Source organism: Neobacillus pocheonensis, from assembly GCF_050477905.1.
In the GTDB taxonomy this organism is placed as follows: domain Bacteria; phylum Bacillota; class Bacilli; order Bacillales; family Cytobacillaceae; genus Neobacillus; species Neobacillus pocheonensis_A.
Window position 1 is genome coordinate 56,688 of the sequence record NZ_JBCNAD010000027.1, and the last position, 20,838, is coordinate 77,525.

Annotated in this window: 22 protein-coding genes; 11 read left to right on the forward strand and 11 right to left on the reverse strand. The window is 36.8% G+C overall.

Features of this window, described 5'->3' with window-relative positions; translation table 11 throughout:
• Positions 1-5: 5 nt before the first annotated feature.
• The 3 genes from ABES02_RS15730 to ABES02_RS15740 all read left to right on the forward strand — a co-directional run bounded on the left by ABES02_RS15730 (position 6) and on the right by ABES02_RS15740 (position 2,585).
• Positions 6-1,094 (forward strand): ABC transporter permease, encoded by a 1,089-nt coding sequence (locus ABES02_RS15730; protein WP_430136653.1) that lies wholly within the window; start codon positions 6-8, stop codon positions 1,092-1,094.
• Positions 1,094-1,777 (forward strand): ABC transporter ATP-binding protein, encoded by a 684-nt coding sequence (locus ABES02_RS15735; RefSeq protein ID WP_430136656.1) that lies wholly within the window; start codon positions 1,094-1,096, stop codon positions 1,775-1,777. The genes ABES02_RS15730 and ABES02_RS15735 overlap by 1 nt, the downstream gene beginning before the upstream one ends.
• 124 nt (positions 1,778-1,901) lie before the next feature.
• Positions 1,902-2,585: a M50 family metallopeptidase gene (locus tag ABES02_RS15740; RefSeq protein WP_430136658.1), complete on the forward strand. Its 684-nt coding sequence runs from the start codon at positions 1,902-1,904 to the stop codon at positions 2,583-2,585.
• Positions 2,586-2,623: 38 nt separating this feature from the next.
• Here the strand turns inward: ABES02_RS15740 and ABES02_RS15745 are convergent, their stop codons facing one another.
• Positions 2,624-2,749: a hypothetical protein gene (locus ABES02_RS15745; RefSeq protein WP_430136660.1), complete on the reverse strand. Its 126-nt coding sequence runs from the start codon at positions 2,747-2,749 to the stop codon at positions 2,624-2,626.
• Positions 2,750-2,893: 144 nt separating this feature from the next.
• On the opposite strand from ABES02_RS15745, the gene ABES02_RS15750 reads away from it, so the two are divergent.
• Positions 2,894-3,379, forward strand: coding sequence for a nitroreductase family protein (locus ABES02_RS15750; RefSeq protein ID WP_430136662.1), 486 nt, complete (start codon positions 2,894-2,896; stop codon positions 3,377-3,379).
• Positions 3,380-3,485: 106 nt separating this feature from the next.
• Here the strand turns inward: ABES02_RS15750 and ABES02_RS15755 are convergent, their stop codons facing one another.
• Positions 3,486-4,460 (reverse strand): NAD(P)H-dependent flavin oxidoreductase, encoded by a 975-nt coding sequence (locus ABES02_RS15755; RefSeq protein ID WP_430136665.1) that lies wholly within the window; start codon positions 4,458-4,460, stop codon positions 3,486-3,488.
• Between the two features lie 177 nt (positions 4,461-4,637).
• Between ABES02_RS15755 and ABES02_RS15760 the strand changes: the two genes are divergently transcribed.
• Complete coding sequence (locus ABES02_RS15760) at positions 4,638-5,888, forward strand: DHH family phosphoesterase (RefSeq protein WP_430136668.1); 1,251 nt, start codon at positions 4,638-4,640, stop codon at positions 5,886-5,888.
• 36 nt (positions 5,889-5,924) lie between these two features.
• Here the strand turns inward: ABES02_RS15760 and ABES02_RS15765 are convergent, their stop codons facing one another.
• The gene (locus ABES02_RS15765) at positions 5,925-6,938 is read right to left on the reverse strand and encodes an LLM class flavin-dependent oxidoreductase (RefSeq protein ID WP_430136670.1); all 1,014 of its coding nucleotides are present in this window, start codon (positions 6,936-6,938) and stop codon (positions 5,925-5,927) included.
• A 297-nt stretch (positions 6,939-7,235) separates the two neighbouring features.
• Between ABES02_RS15765 and ABES02_RS15770 the strand changes: the two genes are divergently transcribed.
• Positions 7,236-8,222: an acyltransferase family protein gene (locus tag ABES02_RS15770; RefSeq protein ID WP_430136673.1), complete on the forward strand. Its 987-nt coding sequence runs from the start codon at positions 7,236-7,238 to the stop codon at positions 8,220-8,222.
• A gap of 47 nt (positions 8,223-8,269) precedes the next feature.
• On the opposite strand, the gene ABES02_RS15775 is transcribed toward ABES02_RS15770, so the two are convergent.
• From ABES02_RS15775 to ABES02_RS15785, 3 genes are all read right to left on the reverse strand, one after another.
• A complete protein-coding gene (locus ABES02_RS15775; protein WP_430136676.1) occupies positions 8,270-8,791 on the reverse strand; it encodes a MerR family transcriptional regulator in 522 nt (173 codons plus the stop codon).
• A gap of 64 nt (positions 8,792-8,855) precedes the next feature.
• Complete coding sequence (locus ABES02_RS15780) at positions 8,856-9,731, reverse strand: MerR family transcriptional regulator (RefSeq protein ID WP_430136679.1); 876 nt, start codon at positions 9,729-9,731, stop codon at positions 8,856-8,858.
• 203 nt (positions 9,732-9,934) lie between these two features.
• The gene (locus ABES02_RS15785) at positions 9,935-10,723 is read right to left on the reverse strand and encodes a Cof-type HAD-IIB family hydrolase (RefSeq protein WP_430136682.1); all 789 of its coding nucleotides are present in this window, start codon (positions 10,721-10,723) and stop codon (positions 9,935-9,937) included.
• 163 nt (positions 10,724-10,886) lie between these two features.
• Between ABES02_RS15785 and ABES02_RS15790 the strand changes: the two genes are divergently transcribed.
• From ABES02_RS15790 to ABES02_RS15805, 4 genes are all read left to right on the forward strand, one after another.
• Complete coding sequence (locus ABES02_RS15790) at positions 10,887-11,621, forward strand: polysaccharide deacetylase family protein (RefSeq protein ID WP_430136748.1); 735 nt, start codon at positions 10,887-10,889, stop codon at positions 11,619-11,621.
• Between the two features lie 77 nt (positions 11,622-11,698).
• Positions 11,699-12,076: a DUF2935 domain-containing protein gene (locus ABES02_RS15795; protein WP_430136685.1), complete on the forward strand. Its 378-nt coding sequence runs from the start codon at positions 11,699-11,701 to the stop codon at positions 12,074-12,076.
• A 149-nt stretch (positions 12,077-12,225) separates the two neighbouring features.
• On the forward strand, positions 12,226-12,573 hold the full coding sequence (locus ABES02_RS15800; RefSeq protein ID WP_223595528.1) for a hypothetical protein: 348 nt from the start codon (positions 12,226-12,228) through the stop codon (positions 12,571-12,573).
• A 112-nt stretch (positions 12,574-12,685) separates the two neighbouring features.
• Positions 12,686-14,188 (forward strand): aminotransferase class V-fold PLP-dependent enzyme, encoded by a 1,503-nt coding sequence (locus ABES02_RS15805; RefSeq protein ID WP_430136688.1) that lies wholly within the window; start codon positions 12,686-12,688, stop codon positions 14,186-14,188.
• 43 nt (positions 14,189-14,231) lie between these two features.
• Here the strand turns inward: ABES02_RS15805 and ABES02_RS15810 are convergent, their stop codons facing one another.
• The 3 genes from ABES02_RS15810 to ABES02_RS15820 all read right to left on the reverse strand — a co-directional run bounded on the left by ABES02_RS15810 (position 14,232) and on the right by ABES02_RS15820 (position 16,299).
• The gene (locus tag ABES02_RS15810) at positions 14,232-14,927 is read right to left on the reverse strand and encodes an LrgB family protein (protein WP_430136691.1); all 696 of its coding nucleotides are present in this window, start codon (positions 14,925-14,927) and stop codon (positions 14,232-14,234) included.
• Positions 14,924-15,298, reverse strand: coding sequence for a CidA/LrgA family protein (locus tag ABES02_RS15815; protein WP_430136694.1), 375 nt, complete (start codon positions 15,296-15,298; stop codon positions 14,924-14,926). Before ABES02_RS15815 ends, ABES02_RS15810 begins: the two co-directional genes overlap by 4 nt.
• A 107-nt stretch (positions 15,299-15,405) precedes the next feature.
• A complete protein-coding gene (locus tag ABES02_RS15820; RefSeq protein WP_430136696.1) occupies positions 15,406-16,299 on the reverse strand; it encodes a LysR family transcriptional regulator in 894 nt (297 codons plus the stop codon).
• A 114-nt stretch (positions 16,300-16,413) separates the two neighbouring features.
• Between ABES02_RS15820 and ABES02_RS15825 the strand changes: the two genes are divergently transcribed.
• Complete coding sequence (locus ABES02_RS15825) at positions 16,414-16,902, forward strand: L,D-transpeptidase family protein (RefSeq protein ID WP_430136699.1); 489 nt, start codon at positions 16,414-16,416, stop codon at positions 16,900-16,902.
• A 41-nt stretch (positions 16,903-16,943) separates the two neighbouring features.
• On the opposite strand, the gene ABES02_RS15830 is transcribed toward ABES02_RS15825, so the two are convergent.
• Positions 16,944-18,164 carry an MFS transporter gene (locus ABES02_RS15830; protein ID WP_430136703.1) on the reverse strand — a complete coding sequence of 407 codons (1,221 nt, stop codon included), beginning with the start codon at positions 18,162-18,164 and terminating at the stop codon, positions 16,944-16,946.
• A 140-nt stretch (positions 18,165-18,304) separates the two neighbouring features.
• Positions 18,305-20,704: an immune inhibitor A domain-containing protein gene (locus tag ABES02_RS15835; protein WP_430136706.1), complete on the reverse strand. Its 2,400-nt coding sequence runs from the start codon at positions 20,702-20,704 to the stop codon at positions 18,305-18,307.
• Positions 20,705-20,838 lie beyond the last annotated feature (134 nt).

Sequence of the window (20,838 nt, forward strand, 5' to 3'; positions counted from 1 at the left end):
TTTTTATGTACTTTCTACCGTTTAAGGAAATGACTTTTTTTAAAGTAAGATTTTTATTAATCAGCTTTATTCTCTTTTTTGTGGCAATATTAGTATTTGTGATTAGCGGATTGGCCAATGGCTTGTCCATGAATAATGCTTCGTCGATTATTAATATGGATGCAGACTCCTTTTATTTGCAAAAAAGTGCTGACAATCGTATTGATAGGTCTCACTTAACCCTCGATATAGAAAAACTAGATTCTAACAGCGATGCACAGCCAATCGGCATCCAAATGGGTGCATTAGCACAAAAGAATTCGGATAATAAAGTTGATGTTACCTTTATGGCAATAAAACCTGGCAGTTTCTTAGAACCAAAGTTAGTTAATGGAAAGGGCTTAATGACAGGTGGAATGAATGCTTTATTGCTAGACCGTTCGCTTAAATCTGAAAATATTAAGGTTGGAGACATTCTCGAAGATGCTCGGAGTGGTTTTGAGTTTACAGTGGCAGGATTCATGGAGGATCAAACCTTTAGTCATACTCCTGTTGCCCTTATTTCTCTTGAAAGTTGGAAGAAAACAACTGGTGGGAATAAAGGGAATGAATTTAATGCCGTCGTTCTAAAGAAGAACAATCAATTTCAGAAAAAAGAAATTGCTAATTCAGTGGAAAATGGAAAATGGATAGAAAAAGGTCAAATCGTAAAGGGCATCCCCGGATATTCCGCTGAGCAAAATTCACTTTATATGATGCTTTCATTTTTAATTGTTATTGCCGTTTTTGTTTTAGCAGCGTTCTTCTACATTATGACAATTCAAAAAACAGCGCAGTTTGGTATATTGAAGGCAATTGGAGCTAAATCAAGCCTTCTCGTAAAATCGACGATATTCCAGGTAATCTTGTTAACAGTGGTAAATATAGCGGCAGCAGTAGCATTCACCAGGGTCTTTATGGTGGTACTCCCGAATGATATTCCGTTTATTTTTGATATGAAGCAGATTGCTAAATTCTCAGGAATTCTATTCCTCGTCTCTATATTCGGTTCGTTATTGTCCGTTTTTAATATTGTGAAAGCAGATCCAATTCAGGCGATGGGGAGGTTAGAATAATGTTTGAACCGTTAATTTTAGAAAATGTAGAAAAATCCTTTAAAGATGGTGAAAAAGAAAATCATATTGTAAAAAATTTATCTTTTAGTCTCCGGATGGGAGAAGTAGTAGCTGTTGTAGGACCTTCGGGTTCCGGAAAATCCACTTTTTTATCGATTGCAGGCGCCTTGCAATCCCCTGATAAAGGAAAAGTAATAGTGAATGGAACAGATATAGCCACTTTCAATGAAATAGAAAAAGCAAATATTCGTTTGGATCATCTTGGCTATATTTTTCAAACGTCTAATTTAGTCCCTTATTTAAAGGTGGAAGAACAGTTAAGCCTCGTTTTAAAGATGGCGAACCAATGGTCAAGTGGTAGTAAGAGAAAAATAAAAGAAATGTTATCCGCAGTGGAAATGGATCATCGTGCTAAAGCTTATCCCTACCAATTGTCAGGCGGGGAGAAACAACGGGTAGCGATAGCAAGAGCGTTTATTAATGATCCTGAAATTATCTTGGCAGATGAACCAACTGCAAGCCTGGATTCAAATCGAAGCATGGCCATTATCGAGTTGATTTCCCAAATTGTTAAGGAGCAAAATAAATCAGCGATTATTGTTACACATGATGAGCAAATTCTCCCTTTGTGCGACCGCATTGTCGTTATGAGGGATGGACAATTAATTGAACGTGTTGGTTGAATAAAAGAATGCTGGCAATTTAAAAAATTGCCAGCTTTTTAATGTTTTAATTTAGATAGGTGTTCTTAAAGATGTTAAAATAAAGATAATAAAAAATTTTCAAAAAATAGGAGGAGAATGTATTTTGAGCTTTGTTAGGGATAAATTCAGTACGAAGTTTTTCTTTTTCCTCGTGTTTGCTTTTTTATTGATACATGTTCCGATTGTTGGAAATTATGTAAAAATAATTAACACCTTAATTCATGAATCAGGTCATGCTTTAATCGCACTATTAGGGGGCAATGTTGAAAGGATATCATTGTTTATGAATTCAGAGGGGGCAACCTATAGTCATCAATCTACATGGGTTGGCAGTTTTTTTACCAGTCTTGCTGGCTATACCTTTGCATCTTTTATGGCGTTTCTTTCATTTTTGCTAATCGGAAAGAAAAAACAAATACTCTTGATTGATATATTGTTAGGTTTTATTTTTCTAAATTTGCTATTTTGGGTACGTAATCCATATGGAATATTTTGGCTTTGTTCCTTCGCGGTCGGCTTTTTAATTTTACTTATAAAAGGGGGTCAAGGCCTAAGAGATCATATTTTACTTTTGATTGCTACGGTTCTATTGGTTGATTCGGTACAAAGTGCCTATGAAATCTTAACAATTAGCTTAGTTCAGCCCTTAGCGGCAGGGGATGCAGCAAATCTTGCTCAATTAACACATATTATTCCTGCGCCAATCTGGGGGATTTTCTTTTTTATTCAGTCTCTTTGGTTTTGTTATTATGGCTTGAAAAGAGGATATTATAAACTTGGAAATTAAAAAAGGAGGACGGACCTCCTTTTCGCCAATAGGTATTATTATTTTTGTAAATCTTTTTTCGTTATCTCACTTCGAATGCTTGTTTCTTTTGAGAATTCAGTGTCTTGTTTTTTGTTATTTGGGTATTTATTTCTCCGTTCACGATTATCGTTACGATTTGTCATTCGGAACCCTCCTTTCTAATTCGGTCGATAATTATTTTGTACATGCGGATGTTTTTTACTCAATTAGCTTATAAAAGCACGATATTGGTAATAGTTAACATATGCTAATACAATAACCAATGTATGAAAGGTGGAGCAATAGGTATGAATATATTAAACGCTATTAATACTCGACGAAATATAAAAAAATTTAAATCGGATCCTGTTAAGGAAGAGTTGATTTATTCGTGGTTGCAGGCGGCAGCAATGGCTCCTAATCATCGGATGACGGAGCCATGGGAGATTTATTTTATTGGAAGTGAGACAAGAGCAACATTAAACCATAAAACGAATTTCGGAAATGCCCCATTTTTAATGGCAATATTATCGAAACAAGGATCAACAAAAATTGAAACGGATGAAAATGCAATGGCAACAGCATGCTTTGTGCAAAATTTTAACCTGGCAGCCTGGGAAAAGGGAGTAGGGACATTTTGGTCTTCGATTGGAGCGAAAGGAAAAAATCGAGAAACGCTGGGTATTCCAGAAAATTATGACCTCATTGGCGTTCTTGCTGTCGGCTATCCAGAAGAAATACCCGACCCAAAGCCAAGAACTGCGATTACAAGCAAAATAAAGAAGCTGCCATAAATATAAATAAGGAAAAGCCGACCGTTCATGAACTGCTCCCCAATTGTTAGACACCACTAACAATTGGGGGTGCAGTTTTTTTATGGTTGGCTTTCCTATTATGTCCTTAAATTACGGAATTCGCATACTCTACTGAAAGATTGTCGATGATTTTTTGGACAGGTAAGATTTCTTTAATTTCACCCACTCTTGCACCCGCAAAAACTAACCCATTTTCAACATCTCCATTAACGGAGGTAACGAGAGAATCTAGTGTGCAGAAGCGGTAGGAGCAATTTTTTAAACAGTCCAAACATTTAGCGATTTTTATTTTGTCTGGTCCGCTAATTAAGTCAGTAAAATGATTCTTAATCGCTCTCCCTTGTAATCCTACTGTGGTTTTGACTAAAACCAAATCATCGTCTTGAGCATTAACATATTTTTGCTTAAAGGCTAACGGTGCATCACATTCTTCGCTGGCCACAAACCGAGTCCCCATTTGCACACCTGAGGCACCCATTGAAAGTGCTTTAGCAATATCGCAGCCGTTCATAATTCCTCCTGCAGCAATCACTGGAATCGAAACGGCTTCAATAATTTCAGGAAGAATGTCAAACATGGGGCGATCAGTTCCAAGATGCCCTCCAGCCTCAAAACCTTCCACCACAACCGCAGATGCCCCCAACCTCTCCGAAATCCGAGCCAATTTGGCTGAAGAAACTATCGAAATGACAGGAATCCCAGCTTGTTTGCCCCATGCATACATATCCCTTGAAATTCCAGCTCCTGAAATTATAAAATCAACCTTTTCTTCAAGTGCTGCTTTCATTTTTTCAGCAAAATCATTCATAGCAAACAACACATTTACCCCAATATATCCAGTATCCTTAATAAGGTTTCTAGCTTGCTTTATATGAGAACGCATTTCCGCAACTGAAATACCTGTACCAGAAATAATTCCAACTCCGCCAGCATTTGCTACAGCTGATGCAAGTTTGCTCAAAGAGATGCCTACACCCATCCCACCTTGGAGGATTGGCACCTTGGGCATTATATGACCTATTTTAAGTTGTGGAAAGTTCAATTCATAACCCCATTTCAATTGATTTTCATATGGAACTTCTTATGTATCGTATCATCTTGTATTTGAAATGTATGTGATGTTTGTTACCTGGTCATAAAAGCAGGTTATATTTTTTTCTAAAAAAACACAGTATAAGAACAATCTTCCAGTACCAAACTATACGTTATGGAAAAATTATTGAATGGTGGGGAAGAGATGGTAAAACTTTTTACAGACATTGATTTGGATGGATTAGGCTGCGGGTTAATCGCAAAGATAGCATTCGGGGAAAGGGCAGATGTTTCTTATTGCTCCTATCGAATTTTAAATCAAAGAGTGGAAGCATTTATTTCAAATTCAGAGAATAATGCTGAGGATGTGTATATCACTGATTTAGCTGTTAATAGCGATGTTGAGAAAAAACTAGCAGAGAGATTCCGGCAGGGAAAGCATATTCAAATGATTGATCACCATGTCACAGCCATGCACTTTAATGAATATTCGTGGGCAAGTGTAAAAGTAGAATATGATACAGGGAAAAAAACATGTGCAACTTCATTATTTTATGATTTCCTCGTTGAGCAGGGAAAACTCGAGCGAAATAATGCATTAGAGGAGTTTATCGAGCTAGTCCGTCAGTATGATACATGGGAATGGGATGAAAACAATAATGTAACCGCTAAACGATTAAATGATTTATTCTATATTAGGAATCGCGAGCAATTTGAAGAAGAGATGTTAAAAAGGCTTATGGAAAATAAAAATTCATTTGACCTTACTGATACAGAAAATATGCTTCTCGATATCGAAGAGCAGAAAATTGGGCGCTATATCCAGTCCAAAAGCAGACAAATGGTACAAACCTTTGTGAGTGATTTTTGCGTAGGAATTGTCCATGCTGAGCAATATTTATCTGAACTGGGAAATGCCTTAAATAATCTAAATCCGCATTTGGATATGATTGCTTTATTGAATGTTGGCACCAAGAAAATGGGGTTTCGAACTATTCATGATGAAGTAAATGTAGCGGAATTTGCTCAGAAGTACGGCGGCGGGGGACATCCGAAAGCCTCTGGATCAGATTTGACAAATGAAGCATTTAAAACGTTTATTGTGCAGGTTTTTGATAACCTTCCTCCTAAACCAGATGCAGATCGAAATGAATTTAACGTAAAAGAATCTGAATATGGAAGCAGTTATCAAAATCATAAGGGTGAAATTAGTTTTATTCTGAGTACGGGGGATAACAGCTATACCCTTTATCATAATGGAGAAAAACGAAATCAATCGTTCATGTCGTATGCCGAAGCGGAACGATTTATTAAAAGAAACTATACATCTTGGCTCCGATACGACAAAGAATATTTACCTTTGCTCGCAAAAACGCTTCAAATTTCAATCGAGGAGCTTAAGGGGAAATACTCTGAAATAATCAGCAACAGGTTAGTGGACATTGTAAAAATATAATAAAAGAGCTTGGAACAACCAAGCTCTTTTATACGTCTACTTAACAATCTCTGCTAAAATTTCATAGGATCGCAGGCGGGCATGATGATCAAAAATTTGTGCATTAACGATCATTTCATCTGCCTGGGTTTCATCTAAAAAGGCCTGAAGCTTATCTTTAACCGTTTCTGGTGAACCGATAATGGTGGTACTTAATCGACCAGCTAACAATGACTTTTCGTAATCGCTGCAAAGATCGTCGATATTTTCTACTGGAGGCTGAAGCTTTCCGGGATTATTCCGAATGAGCGCAAGGAATTGCTGCTGCATCGATGTTGATAGCCATTTAGCTTCCTCATCAGTATCTGCAGCTATAACATTCACTCCAACCATGGCATAGGGTTTTTCTAATGCCGCTGATGGTCGGAAATTGCTGCGATAAAGGGCGAGAGCAGGGTTTGTATATTCCGGTGAGAAGTGACTGGCAAAAGAGAATGGCAATCCTAATTGGCCAGCTAATTGAGCACTAAAGCCACTGGAACCCAACAGCCAAATAGGGATATTTAATCCTTCCCCTGGAATGGCTCTTACATAATTTTTCCTTGATGAATTAAAGTAATCTCGTAGTTCTCCCAACTGCTCAGGGAAGTCCTGACCATCGCTTCGGCGGTCCCGTCTTAATGCATGAGCAGTCAATTGGTCTGTTCCGGGTGCACGTCCCAGACCAAGGTCTATGCGGCCGGGAAAGAGAGATTCGAGTGTACCAAATTGTTCGGCAATGACGAGCGGTGCGTGATTTGGAAGCATAATTCCTCCAGAGCCAACGCGGATGGAGGTTGTGCCTGCTGCAACATGGCCAATCACCACTGAAGTCGCAGAGCTTGCAATCCCTGGCATATTATGATGCTCTGCAAGCCAATATCGGTTATATCCCCATTTTTCAACATGGCGGGCCAGGTCTAAAGTGTTTCTCAAAGAATCAGTTGGTGCTCCTCCTTCAATAATTGGAGAAAGGTCAAGAACTGAATATCGAATATCTTTAAGCCGTTTTTTGGCATTTTCTTGAATCATTATTGTCAGCTCCTTTCCTTAAAACCTAGATTTGTTGTTCATAAAAATTTTAGCAGTTCTTTGCAGCCTCTCAAAATGAAATGCTTTTACAACATCCATTTATGGTTTAATTAAGATTAGCATGGTAATTTAATCGTAGGTATATTTGATTATTATTTTAAAAATGTAATTGCCGTGAAACATTATGTAAATCCAGATACATATTCATGTAATGTTTTTGAGGTATCATGAATTAAGGAGTCTATTGAAAAAATTTTAATATACCTTTTTGAGTGAATAAAACTATGGGGTGATTAAATGGTTGCAACTTCAAAAAGGAGTAAATACTTCGATAATGCTAAATGTATTTTAATTTTTCTCGTTGTTTTTGGTCATCTCATCAGTCCTTTAAAGGAACATGATGGGATTCTTTTTACCTTATATTCCGTTATTTTTTTATTCCATATGCCAGCGTTTATCTTAATCTCAGGATACTTCGCCAAAGGGTATAAAAAGAAGGGATATTTGATAAAATCTGTAAAAAAAATATTAATTCCTTATTTAATCTTTCAACTAATTTACTCTGTTTATTATTATCTAAATGGACAAGAAGAAAAATTGGATTTTGATTTACTTCATCCACACTGGTCGCTCTGGTTTTTAATGAGTTTGTTTTGTTGGAATTTGTTGCTTTATCTTTTTGCGGAGCTAAGGTGGAAGGGTTTTGTGATAGCCATCGTTATTGGAATTGGCATCGGTTATGTTGATCATATAGGCAGTTTTTTAAGCTTATCTAGAACATTTGTATTCTTCCCATATTTTTTATTAGGGTATTTATTAAACAGTAATCAATTAAAAAGGGTTATCCGGGCTAAATATTCACTTCCTCTCGGGTTCTTAATTTTAATTGGAACCCTAATCACTGTTGGGATTGGTTTCCCAAAAGACGCCGTTCCCTGGCTGTTGGGTGATACTTCTTATGCAAACATGGGTGGAAAAGAAATATCAGATGGATTATTTCGTGGACTTCAATATGGCGTGACCTTCATCGTTATGTTTGGGTTTTTAACACTTATCCCGTCCACGCAGTTTAAATTAACGAAAATCGGAGAAAGAACTCTTTATATCTATTTATTCCATGGATTTATTATTAAATCGTTTGAAGCCTTCATACCGGATGAGAGTTTAAGTACCTTTGCGGGAAATTATCTATTACTTTTCATCATTTCCTTCTTAATTTGTAAAGTCCTTGGAAGTTATTTGATGAAAAAATATACACAGCCACTTGTTGAACTAAAAGTATAAAAGCCGAATGTGCCACATTCGGCTTTTTTTGTTTAGAAAACTAGAAATTAAAACCCAAATAACGAGCTAACGAAATTTTTCTTTTTTCGTTTTACCTTTCCATTATCTAGAACAAGTGGTTTTTCTAAATGTGAAGATTTTTTAAGTTCAATAATTTCAGTTTGAAGTAATTCTACCTTCTGTGTTAATCCAGTTATTTGTTGCTGAAGCTCTTCAATTTCACGACGATGTTGGAGAAGTTGATAGGAAGCAACCGAGTCTGCTTTTGCGTGTAGACCAATTTCTAATTTGCTTACTTTCTCCATTAATTTTTCTATTGTCTCATCCTTCTCCACGGACTTAACAGTTCCTTTGCGAGAACTTTTTTTCTCTTTGACAGGAGCAATTTCTTGAATGAGTGTCCCGCTTTGCAACTGTTCATGAATTCCTTTTAATATGTCAATATCCTTGCTGGTAAAATGATAGTGCCCTCGTTCATTTCGTTCCATTGGCAGATCGAGCTGTTTTACCCAGCGCTGAATCGTACTAGTAGACACTCCTAATAATTTAGCTACTTCGCTTGTATTCATATCGAATCCCTCCAAAGTTAAAATTCCCGTAAACTCCGAACGACGAAATGATTACCCATTTTTTTTAAGACCAGAATTTCCACCATTTCTTTTCCTTAGCTGCTGCTACATCTCGAAAGCTTGTCAACATTTGTTGGAAAGCTAATTCTCTTTGGGTGATTTCGCTACGATATTGATTTCTTTCTTCAATAAAAAATTCACGGTCTAGAGCGATAGCTTCAGTCAAGCTTGAGATTTCATTATTAGTGACATCAACGTAATTCGCTAACTCCTCAGAGGTCTCAGTCAACTGTTTTGAAAGAGTGAAGATTTCTTCTGTTGTTTCTATCGTAACGTTTGATATGCTTTTTGAAAGGTATTGTAAAGACTCAAGTGTATTTTCTGATGCCTTTTCAATCGATACTGACAGGTCTTGAATTTCAGCTTTTGTATTAGCTGTCGATTTATAAATGGAATCGGAGAGTGATTTTACGGTGGTCAATGTTCCATTTTTGATTTCTTTTTTTACTTCCTCTATTACTTCTTTACGGACAACACTTCGGATTTCTTCTTTTACTTCATTTAAGAAATTTTGCGTATAGGTATCCATTGCTTCAAAAAATAGATTGGCATTTTTTAAAGGATTATCGTCCACAACTACAGGAGCAAATGGTTCTGATAGGACTTCGATGGAAACAGCGGAAGGTTCCATTTCTTTACTATTTTCTTCTTCTGGCTCTTGTTGTAGCATCGTTTTACGTATCTCTTCCTTACTTAACTTTTCTTGGTACATTCGTTTAATGTCAAGCAACAGGTCTATCTCCAACTCGGAATAAATTCTTGCTCCTTGTTTAGTACGGGGAATTTCAAGTATTTCATTAAACTCATGTTCCCACTGTTTTAAGGTAGAAGGGGGGATATTTATTTTTTTAGCTGCTTCTTTTAAGGTATAGGTCTTCATTTACAATTCATTCCTCTCTAAAGAAATCTAGGAAATAATCATCGTTATGATAGTAATTCACCATGAAGTATCCTATTTTCCTGCTATATGACAAAACCTATCAAAACAAGACTTAAAGCAAGAAATAATAACATTTTTTTTAAATTGAAATACCCATTTCAAAAAAAAAGCAGTGGCTTCTACTTTGAAGCACACTGCTTAAATCATTCCACTAAACCCAAAGTCTTCAATCCATTAAATACACCTGACCTGTTGACGTCTGTGGTTTTATGCTTTGCAATCTCATAGAGATCGGGATGGGCGTTACCCATGGCAAAACTCTCACCAACCTGTTGAAGCATTTCTTTATCATTCATGCCATCCCCAAAAGCAATGGAGTTTTCCTTAGCAATGCCGAGATGCTTTAAAACCATTTGAACCCCATAACCTTTGTTTACTTTGTCTCTGATGACATCATAACAATGGCGCATCCCATCAACATTGACTTGTGATAAATGGATTCCGTCTATCACTTGGTAAAGGGCGGGATCATTATTATTTAAATTCACCAGAGTCATACCAAGAACCTTAAGGTTATTAGAATGGGAATAAAGTTCATTCTTATGTAAATGGAACTTTTTGATGAAATCTTGCATTTGTGGTGAATCTAATGTGGTTAGCACATTCTTTTCATTTGTATATAAAACGACATCATGCTGATTCACATTTGCAATATCGAGGAATTTCTTAACGGAAGGATCATCCATTGGATCTTGAAAAATGTCATCACCTTTATATATGGCGTACGCACCATTATAACCAATATAAGAGTCAATATTTAATTCTTTAGCCAGTTCTTTAATTTCATGGATCGGTCTTCCAGTTGCTAAAAATACCTCTATACCCTTAGCCTGTACTTGAAGAATAGCGTCCTTTGTAGACTCCTCAATCGTATCTTCTTGGGTAAGGATGGTACCGTCTATATCTAAAAATAAGATTTTATATTCGGTCATGAGTAGTTCTCCTTTTATTATCAATGAAAATAGTGTACCACTTTTTTTTATGAAAGAAACTCTTCTTCCGAATCCACTCTCAAAAAACGTAAAAGAGGGGTTTAAATCATAATTTGAGGAATAATAGGCAGGAGACCAACCAGTGGATAAAGAGAGGAATCTTATGAAAAAGCTGGCACTTACCTTTTGCTTATTATTCGTTTTTGAAAATCCACTTCAAGTTTTTGCGCTGCAAAATGTACCAATTCTAATTTATCATTCCATTGATGAATTTACCGGGCATGGATCAAAAGAGCTGTATGTTACACCGGAAAATTTCGAAAAGCAGATGACGTACTTAAAAGAGCATGGTTATACATTGTTAACCTTCGAACGCTGGCAAGAAATGAAAAGGGTGAGAAAACCTATTTTTATTACCTTTGATGATGGTTACAAAAATAATCTTAACGCTTTTGCTATTTTTCAAAAATTAGAAACAAAGAGCTTTAAGCCTGCTGGAACCATTTTTGTCATATCAGACTTTATCGGTAGATCCAATCGTTTATCTAAAACTGAAATAAAGAAGATGGCAGATTCGGGTTTAATTTCCATTCAATCCCATACAGCAACACATCCAGATTTAACGATAACCGAAAATTTAACATATGAACTTAAAGATTCGAAGGAAAAATTACAGCGAATAACAGGCAAGCCTATTATCGCTTTGGCTTATCCTTATGGAAATACAGACGAACAGGTAATAAGAGAAACGAAAAAATATTATACATATGGACTTACGACTATCCCAGGTCTCTATTCTAATACAGGAATAAAAAACGAGCTTTATCTCCTGCCCAGAACGTATATCAAATACTCCACTACACTAGATGAGTTCGTAAAACTAATAGAAACTAACTGAAGCACGACGATTACTTTTTAAACGTAATCGTCTTTTTTTGCCCTTAAATTAATATGCTCTTGTTAGGGGGGATTTGGATGAATACTGCAATATGTGTGTGGGATGAGCATTTATTTTGGCTGGAAATTCTCCAGGATCACGCGATTTTTGTGCGAGACCATCTTTCGAAGGAGGAAGAGGAGGGAATTTCTATCGCCGAGAGGTTTATTCAATCATTTGGAACCTTACTTCATAACCTACAGCAATTGAATCCAGCTTTAAGTGTCTCTTCAACTGAGCAAATTGCGTTTGCCAAACAATCATATACCGTTTCATTTGAATATTATCGTTTTGAAGGCAATTTAGAGCACTATTTTCCTGAAACCTGTTATTTTATAAAAAAGTTAGCAGAATTTGCACCAGAACTTTATTCCGAAAGTACTCATTGTTCTTTAAGAAAACCATCATTTAGCTAAATTGAAAAACTGGGCAGCCGATGTGCCCAGCTCCTTCTATTAATAATATAAATACATGTGATTGAAAAGGCTTTGTAATCTCTCCGAAACTTCCGTGTAAACTATCAAAGCTATAATAAATGAAAGACTTTAGTTGGGTGGGTGTCTAAATGGAAGAGACGATGGTAAAATCCTATCTGCAAAAATCACTAGAAGAGTGGAAGGACGATATTTCACTCGTTCTTGATGAAATTGCGTCGGAATATGATGAAGTTGCACAGGAATTAAAGGTATATTCCTATAAATATGGAATTACCAAACAGGTCATTCAATCGACAGTAAACGAAGAAATCATTGAAAAAATTCGCCAGATGTATCACAAACCTTTTGAGGAAAGCTATAATCAGTTGAAAGAATACATAAAAGATCTTGAGGAAAAGCGAAGAGTGTTTCAAATGTTTATTCAAAAAATCGAGGAAGTTACCAAGAAAGAATCGGCAAAGATAACAACTTATTAGAATGAAATGAGGCATTTCCTTTAGGGGATGTCTCCTTTTTGTTCTGAAAAGAACCACTGCAAAAGGGCCTTGCATATATTAATTAGCAAGAAGTGATGCGAGGTGTCAATTTATGATAACAGCGAAAATTGGAAGTAATACTTACCGTATCCCTGATAACCTCGAGGCATATTTTTATGATTTTCGCACTCAAGTGATCGGGATGAACCAAGATTTTGAATCGCCTTACGGTAAAAAGAAAATTATTTATGCCGATTGGACAGCCAGCGGACGTCTCTACAGACCGATTGAACAAAAAATAACGGAAATATTTGGACCCTATATGGCCAATACCCATACAGAATCCAATATTACAAGTTTAATGATGACAGGAATCTATAAGCAATCGAGAAAAATCATAAAGGACCATGTTCATGCGGATGAAAACGATATTGTTATCCTGGATGGTTTTGGAATGACATCAGTAGTAAATAAATTTCAACGAATCTTGGGAGTTAGGGTGCCCGAACAGTGGAGAAGTCACCTTAAGCTTTCAGAAGAGGAAAGACCGGTCATTTTCATAACGCATATGGAACACCATTCGAATCAAACCTCCTGGCTTGAAACATTGGGGGACGTGGTTATCATTCCTCCTGACGCGGATGGAAGAGTCGATCTATATCAATTGGAGCAGCAACTTTTTCTCTATAAAAAACGAAAACTGAAAATTGGTTCGTTTACCGCTTGTTCTAATGTGACTGGAATACAAACGCCCTACTATCAGTTGGCAAAGGTCATGCATAAACATGGAGGGATTTGTTGTGTTGATTTTGCGGCGGCTGCTCCTTACGTAAAAATTGATATGCATCCCAAAGACCCACTGGAAAAATTGGATGCCATTTTTTTCTCCCCGCATAAATTTTTAGGTGGCCCTGGAACGAGTGGAGTACTAGTGTTTGATTCTCGTTTATATAAAAATAGTGTGCCTGATCATCCAGGGGGTGGAACGGTATCTTGGACAAATCCTTGGGGAAATCATAAATATTATGAAGACATTGAACTACGGGAAGATGGGGGCACACCAGGGATTCTACAGGCGATTCGAACAGCCCTTTGCTTGAATTTGAAAAATCAAATGGGTATTGAGAATATGTTAAAAAGGGAAAAGGAACAACTAGCTTTTTTACTTCCCCAATTAGAGAAAATCCCAAATCTCCATGTATTAGACGGGCATATGAAGAATCGTTTAGGAATCGTATCTTTTTATGTTGAAGATATTCACTACAATTTGATTGTTCGCTTACTCAATGATCGGTTTGGCATTCAGGTGAGGGGAGGCTGTTCGTGCGCAGGAACCTATGGGCATTATCTATATAATATTGATGAAAAAACATCAAAGCAAATAACCGATCAAATCAATTTAGGAGATATGTCCGCTAAACCTGGCTGGGTTCGCTTTTCTTTACACCCAATTATGACCAATGAAGAGATTTCATTGTTTGTTGAAGCAATGAATGAAATTGTCAGCAATATTTCGGATTGGAAAAAGGATTATGTATATGATGCAGCGAGCAATGATTATTTTTATATCAATCATATTAGAGAAGATATGTCGCCATTATTTCGGATGGATTAATTCTAATAATAAAACCGCCAATATCAATTCAAATGGCGGTTTCTTAGTGTAAATGAATAAAACTCATAAGGGCTGGGATAAGTGAGAATCCCAAAATTAAGGTAATCATGGCGGCAAATATCATGGCGAGGGTAGAAAATGTACCTTCTTTTTCACCATATTCCATGGCTTTATTGGTCCCAGCCCCATGTGCAGCCATTCCAAGTGCTAAGCCTTTCGCAATCGGCGTCTTTATCGATAATCCCTTAATCACCATCGGACCGATTACACCACCAGTAACTCCAGTTAAAATAACAAAAACGGTGGTTAAGGTCGGCAAACCACCAATTTCTTTGGATACTTCTATCGCAATCGGTGTTGTTATTGACCTTGGTAAAATACTTATCACAAAATCAGAATTCAGGTGAATGAGTTTAGAAAGTCCTAGAGAAGAAAAAATAGCGATTAAACTTCCTGTTGTAATACTTATTAAAATATTTCCGATGTACTTTTTAACTAAACGAATATTTTTATAAATCGGAATGGCAAATGCTACTGTTGCTGGTCCGAGTAAGTTTGTTAACCATTTTGATGAATGTAAGTATTCATCTGCAGACACGTGCATTAAACTAATTAAGCCAATTAAAGCAAGTGGAGCGATAAGTAATGGATGAAACAGCGGGAATGACCATTTTGTGTAACCTTTTTTCGTTACACGATAGATTAGATAGGTTATGACAGTAAAAAAGATTATTTTCAAAATGCATCACTTCTTTTAAGTTTTCGATTATAAAGCTTTTCAGCCACAAACGCAGTAGTTCCCATAACAATCATTGTGCTGAAAATGATAAGCACGATTGTTTCAACACCTTGCCATCCTAAGATTTCTTTATAATTAACAATACCTACTGCTGATGGAACGAAGAAAAGAAGCAATTCTGCCAGCAGCCATTTTCCGCCTTGTTCAACCCATTCGAGCTTTACAAGCTTTAGCATTAAAGCCAAAAATAATAATACCAAACCAATCATTGAAGCAGGAATCGGCACCTGAACAAATGTTTTAATGACGATTCCAAGAAAAAGGAATATATGAATAAACAATATTTGCAGGATTATTTTTAAGATTTTCATCGTAACAACCTTTCTATAAATAAATAACGGATTTTTATTTACTAGAGTAATGTTACGACTAACTTCATGATTCGTAAAATACATATTTAGAATAAGATGAATAACTTTTAGTTATAATGGAAAAATTGCTTTTCATTTAAAATGAAGTTTATGAAAGTACGTGCAGCAAAGGAAAGATAACGGTCTTTTTTAGCTATAACAGCAAGATTCCATTGAATAGCAGGACGGAGGTTGATAATTTTAATTTCAGGGTTTTGGACGCGATTACAAATCGATTCTGGAAGGGCGGTAACGCCTAAATTTGCTGCCACCATTTCAGACATGAAATCCCATTGTGAACTTTTGAATAGGACTTTTGGTTCAAATCCCTGACTGATACATTCGTTCCGCATGATTTGATGTAACGCAAATTCCTCACTATAAAAAATAAATTCCTCATCCTTTAACTCATGTAATTCAACGATTTCTTGTATTGCTAGAGGGTGTTCACGATGGACTAATAATTTCATTTCCTCTTCCACAATTGGATAAATATCAAAATGTTGCTCTTCAATGGGAAGAACGGCGACCCCTAACTCAAATTCTCCTTCCTCCACACTCTTCACCACTCTAGCTGCCCCGTACTCGGTGAAATTAATGTGGACATTTGGATACTTTAGGTGAAATTTTGCTAAGACTTTTGGGAAGAATAGGCTCCCGATAATCGGTGGAAGGCCAATATGAATCTGTCCTCTTGACAGATTTGTCATATCATTTAGCGTAATAGCCATTTCATCCATGAGGAGCATAACTTTTTGTGCATACTCCATTACAACCAAACCAGCATCAGTTATGTCACTGGTTTTATTGGTGCGAACGATTAATGGAATACCTAGTTCATCTTCAAGCCCTTTAATCATCTTACTAAGGGCTGGTTGTGAAATATGGAGTGATTCGGATGCTTTTGTAATACTTTTATGCTTAACAATTTCTAAAAAATATTTTAATTGCCTCAAATCCAAAGTACTCACCTCTTATTAAAGGATTATAGCCGCTTCGTTAATAATTTGAAAGTTGTATTCAGTCAACGGTGAACTAGTCCTGACATAAGCTAAAGAAAAAAGGTAGGGGATGGCATGATTCATACAGTAAAGCCGGGTGAAACGCTGCCGGTAATATCCGCAAATTATCGGGTTAGCCTTAGGCGACTTTATGCTGCAAATCCCGGGTTAGGCCATTTGCATGCAGGACAAAAAATTCAAATTCCTGGTCTGCCGGAGCCGAGTACGATCCCTTTTTCGATTCAGATATCAGTAGGGAAGAGGAGACTTGCTTTATTTCAAAGTGGAAGATTGATGAAAATTTTTCCGATTGCGGTAGGGAAAATGTTGACCAATACACCAACGGGTGAATTTGTCATTGTGAATCGCCAGTTTAATCCTGGAGGGCCATTTGGGGTTTTATGGATGTCACTTTCAAAACACGGATATGGGATTCATGGGACCAATGATCCTAGTTCAATTGGCAAAGCCGTTTCTCATGGATGCGTTAGGATGTATAATCGAGACGTTTTGCAGCTTGCAGGCATGGTCCCAAATGGAACGAGAGTGACTATTAGTCCATAGATTATTTTCTCGTTGAAAAAGGCCGATTCAAATCAGCCTTTTTAATTCTCAAAAACTGTGGCAAGCTTATTTTTTTCGTTTGAAAGATTCATTCGAAGTGTGAATAAAAAATAAATGGTTCCAAGACTAATGTAACCTATGCCCCCTAATAAACCCATCATCCGTGGTGTGATGAATTCTAACAAAATCCCTGTCAGAAACATAGAAATTCCCATAAACGTATTGGAGATTGTGGCAGAAAAGCCAAAATAGGTACCATGCCATTTGGAAGGAATGGTTTGCATGACAACAGTGTCCAAGAGGGTATTTCCAACTCCGCCGAAAAGGGTTAATATCCCAAACAACAAAATTACTAATATGAATGAGTCTGTTTGACTGATAGTTGTAAGGAAAACACCTTCCATGGAAAGACATATAAAGGCAATGGAAAGATACCTACCCTTTATCCATTTAGTTAAGATTGGACTAAAAATGAATCCTGTGCCGAGAACACTATAAAGTGCACCAACACCAAGGTCGCCTGTATGAAAAGTCTTAACAGCATACACACTTAGCAAAACATTATCAATGCCATTGACCAATGGGATAAGAAGTTCAAAGGTTATAATCATCAGTAAGAAAGAGGAAGCCGTCATAAGGGACAGGATCTTTCTTGATTGGTTATCTTCTTTAATTTCTATTTTATTAGTGGATTCTAGAGTAGGAATAGTCCGAATGATGAATCCGGCGATTATAAAAGATATTATGTTAATCAAAAAGGCTGCTTTCGCCCCGAATAAATATGAAACAATCCCCCCACTAAGTGCTCCAACGATCAGTACAAAACCTAATGAAACTTGCTCCCACGAATTTACTTCTTTAATATGCCCTGATTGAACGATCGAAGGAATACTTGATTTTCTTGCAGGTGCATATAATGCCTCGCCGCTGGCGAGCAAAAAGGAACCAATATAGATAATCCATATATCTTGAGCTGTTTGAATAAATAAAAAGGAAACAGCAATCAAAGCCCTGGTAAAGTCTGTAACGAGCATTAATTTTTTTCGAGACCATTTATCAGCAATTTTGCTGCTGAAAGGACTAAATAACAGGAAAGGGAACATTCTTAATGCCATCGTTATTCCAACGGACATGCCAGAGCCTGTTAAATTTAGATTTAAGGCCAGCATTGCCACTTGGCTAAAACGGTCGCCTACACCATTAATAACACCTGCAAAAAATAGTTTTCTATAAGAATGTTCGGTTTTTAAAACTTTAAACATTTCTCCGTCCTCCAAGTGTTATTATCATCTAATTAGAAATATATCTAATTAGATGATAATAAAAATTATTGGAAAAGGAAAGTGTTTTTTTTAATAAAAAAGTCCCACCTCCACAAAGGGAAAGGTGGGACTAAATTTGATTATTTATAGATTACGATAGATCCAACAGACTTGTCTTTAGCTTGTCCGTTTACACGAACTTTTAGGCCATAGTGTTTGATATCACGGCCAGCATCTGGCAAGAATGTATTATTGTAATCTTTGCTGTCATCAAATAATGATACAGCATCTTGACTTGGAGCAGTTAAAGTTTGTACACCTGGATAATTTAGGTTTATTGCAGAAGTAGGATTTAACCCAAAAGCAGCATCAGTAAGGTGATAACGAGTATTTGCTTCTACAGGTGTAGCTCCATTAGCATAATTCCATAATAAGTTTGTATCATCATGGGCATCTACTACTCCAAGGAACCCATTTCCAGGGTGAATGCCTGTCCAGTTTTCAGTGTAGCTATCATCTACATACCATACCACTAATCCACCATCATAGCTCATGATAGAATCGCCACGCTTAAGATGAGCTAGGCCTTGGTCAACACCCTTATGATTTCTCCATTCAAGAAGATAGTAATGGTTGGTTAATTTATTGCCGTCCATTTTCGTGAAACCATTTAAAGTAAATTTAGATGTTGTATCTTCAGCACCATCATTTACTAAAGTTTGACCGTCTGCTACAACCTTTATATTATCAGCAAAAAAGCCGATATTTGAAGTACCCCAGTCTGTTGCATAGCGAAGACGAAGTTTAATATTTTTCCCTGCAAAAGAGGATAAATCAAATTTTTCTGCTTCCCATCCATTTGATTTTCCAGTAAATCCAGGCATTGAGTCTAAAATTGTTGGATATGCGTCACTGACAACATCTGAACGGGTATTTTCATTTCCAATTGATTTCCAAGTAGCGCCGTTATCAGTAGAAACTTGAACAAAACCAAAATCCCATTGTTCTTCAGTATCGTACCATGCATCAAATGTTAATTCAGCAGAGGTTTTTCCACGTAAATCAACATCTACTACCATCTTGTTATCGATTTCATCAGCTTGTCCGCCCCAATATTCATAGCTTCCTGCTGCAGGTGTATTTATTGGAGTTTTCTTCTTTGGCAAGTTCACGCGAATTGCTTGGTTATTTTGGCCAAGTGGTGAGTTTGCTTGGTCAAGAAGGTACTGTGCTCCTTTTGTAGAAACATCTTCAAAATTGATAGCAGTTGGATTTGTCCAGTTTCCACCTAAGGTTGATTGGAAGTACTGTTTTGCCCATGGAGAGAAACCTGTTGGTTCTGCACCTGGAATTGTTCCTGCCCAAGATCCTGCAGACATAATGGACCAATACCCAATCGGTTCGTCTTTACCAGAATAGATTGTATCATATTCGTCAGGTAAACCTAAATCATGTCCATATTCGTGAGCAAATACACCGGTTGCGCCGTCTTCAGGCATCATAGTGTAATCGTAGAATCCTGGTTTACTAGTTCCTGGCACATACTTAGCTGAACGGTGAGACCAAATTGCGTTATTCCCTAAGGAACCGCCCCCAGCTTCTTGACCCATGCCTGAATGGATTATTTGTAAATGGTCGACCAAACCATCTGGCTCCCAAAAGTTGCCGTCGCTGTCTAAATCATGAGGGTCCTCTAAATCGTAGTCCTCTAAAGGAATTCCGGCAGCAAGTGCTGCTTTATATGTATCAATAACTAATTGCTTGGATCCGCCAGGGGTAACATTATCATGTCCTCCACTTGCTTTGTCAGATCCATAGTAAGCTGCAGTGCCAGGCACTTTTAACCAGCCATATGCTTTTCCTTCGATTGAATAGGAACCACCAGATTGTTCTTCATAATATTGCTTTTGAGAAACCTGATTTTCTCCATTTGGTCCCTTATACTCACCTTTTTCTCCAAAAATCATATTCTCATAATGTTCAGGAGTATAGTCTGGATAAAAATTATCTGTTTCTTCAGGTTTAATATTATTATGTGCAAAATCAGAGTACTCTACCATTAAGGTTAATAGTTTTCCTTTTTTTAATGGTTGGTTTGGTGCAGTGTCCTCTTTAACAGGGTCCGGATTGCCCTTTAATTGCCCATACTTGTTTCCGTTTCCTTTTAACAAGCCATTATTGTAATCTTTAAATTTCCGTTGTTTTTCTGCTTCAGCTGCTTTTACCTTTGCGGCTAAAGGATCAGAAGTTGTTACTTTATCTTCTTTTCCTTTTAACTCTAGGTAGCTATGTAAAGCTTTTTGCTGCTCAGCAGATGATGCTGTTTTGGAGATGATACCTTGTTTAATAAGGGAATCTAGTAATTTGTCTTCATTTACTACTGATAAGTCTAGTGAACCATAAGAATGCGATTGTGAGACAGAAGATAGACTAGGATGCAGGACTTCAGCGGACGTTTTCACATAGTTTCCAGGAAAACCGGAAAATAGTGTGCCAGCAATAACAGCTGTTGTAAGCCCTGTTTTTAATAGTTTTTTCAATAAAATTCCCCCTTACAAAAATAGAGTGCCTATTAATAATATTTCGAAAATTGAAACAAAACAATAGGGATAAATTCCTCTAATTTTCTGTAAATTCAAACAAAATATAGGTAATTTAACTTAATTTTAGATAG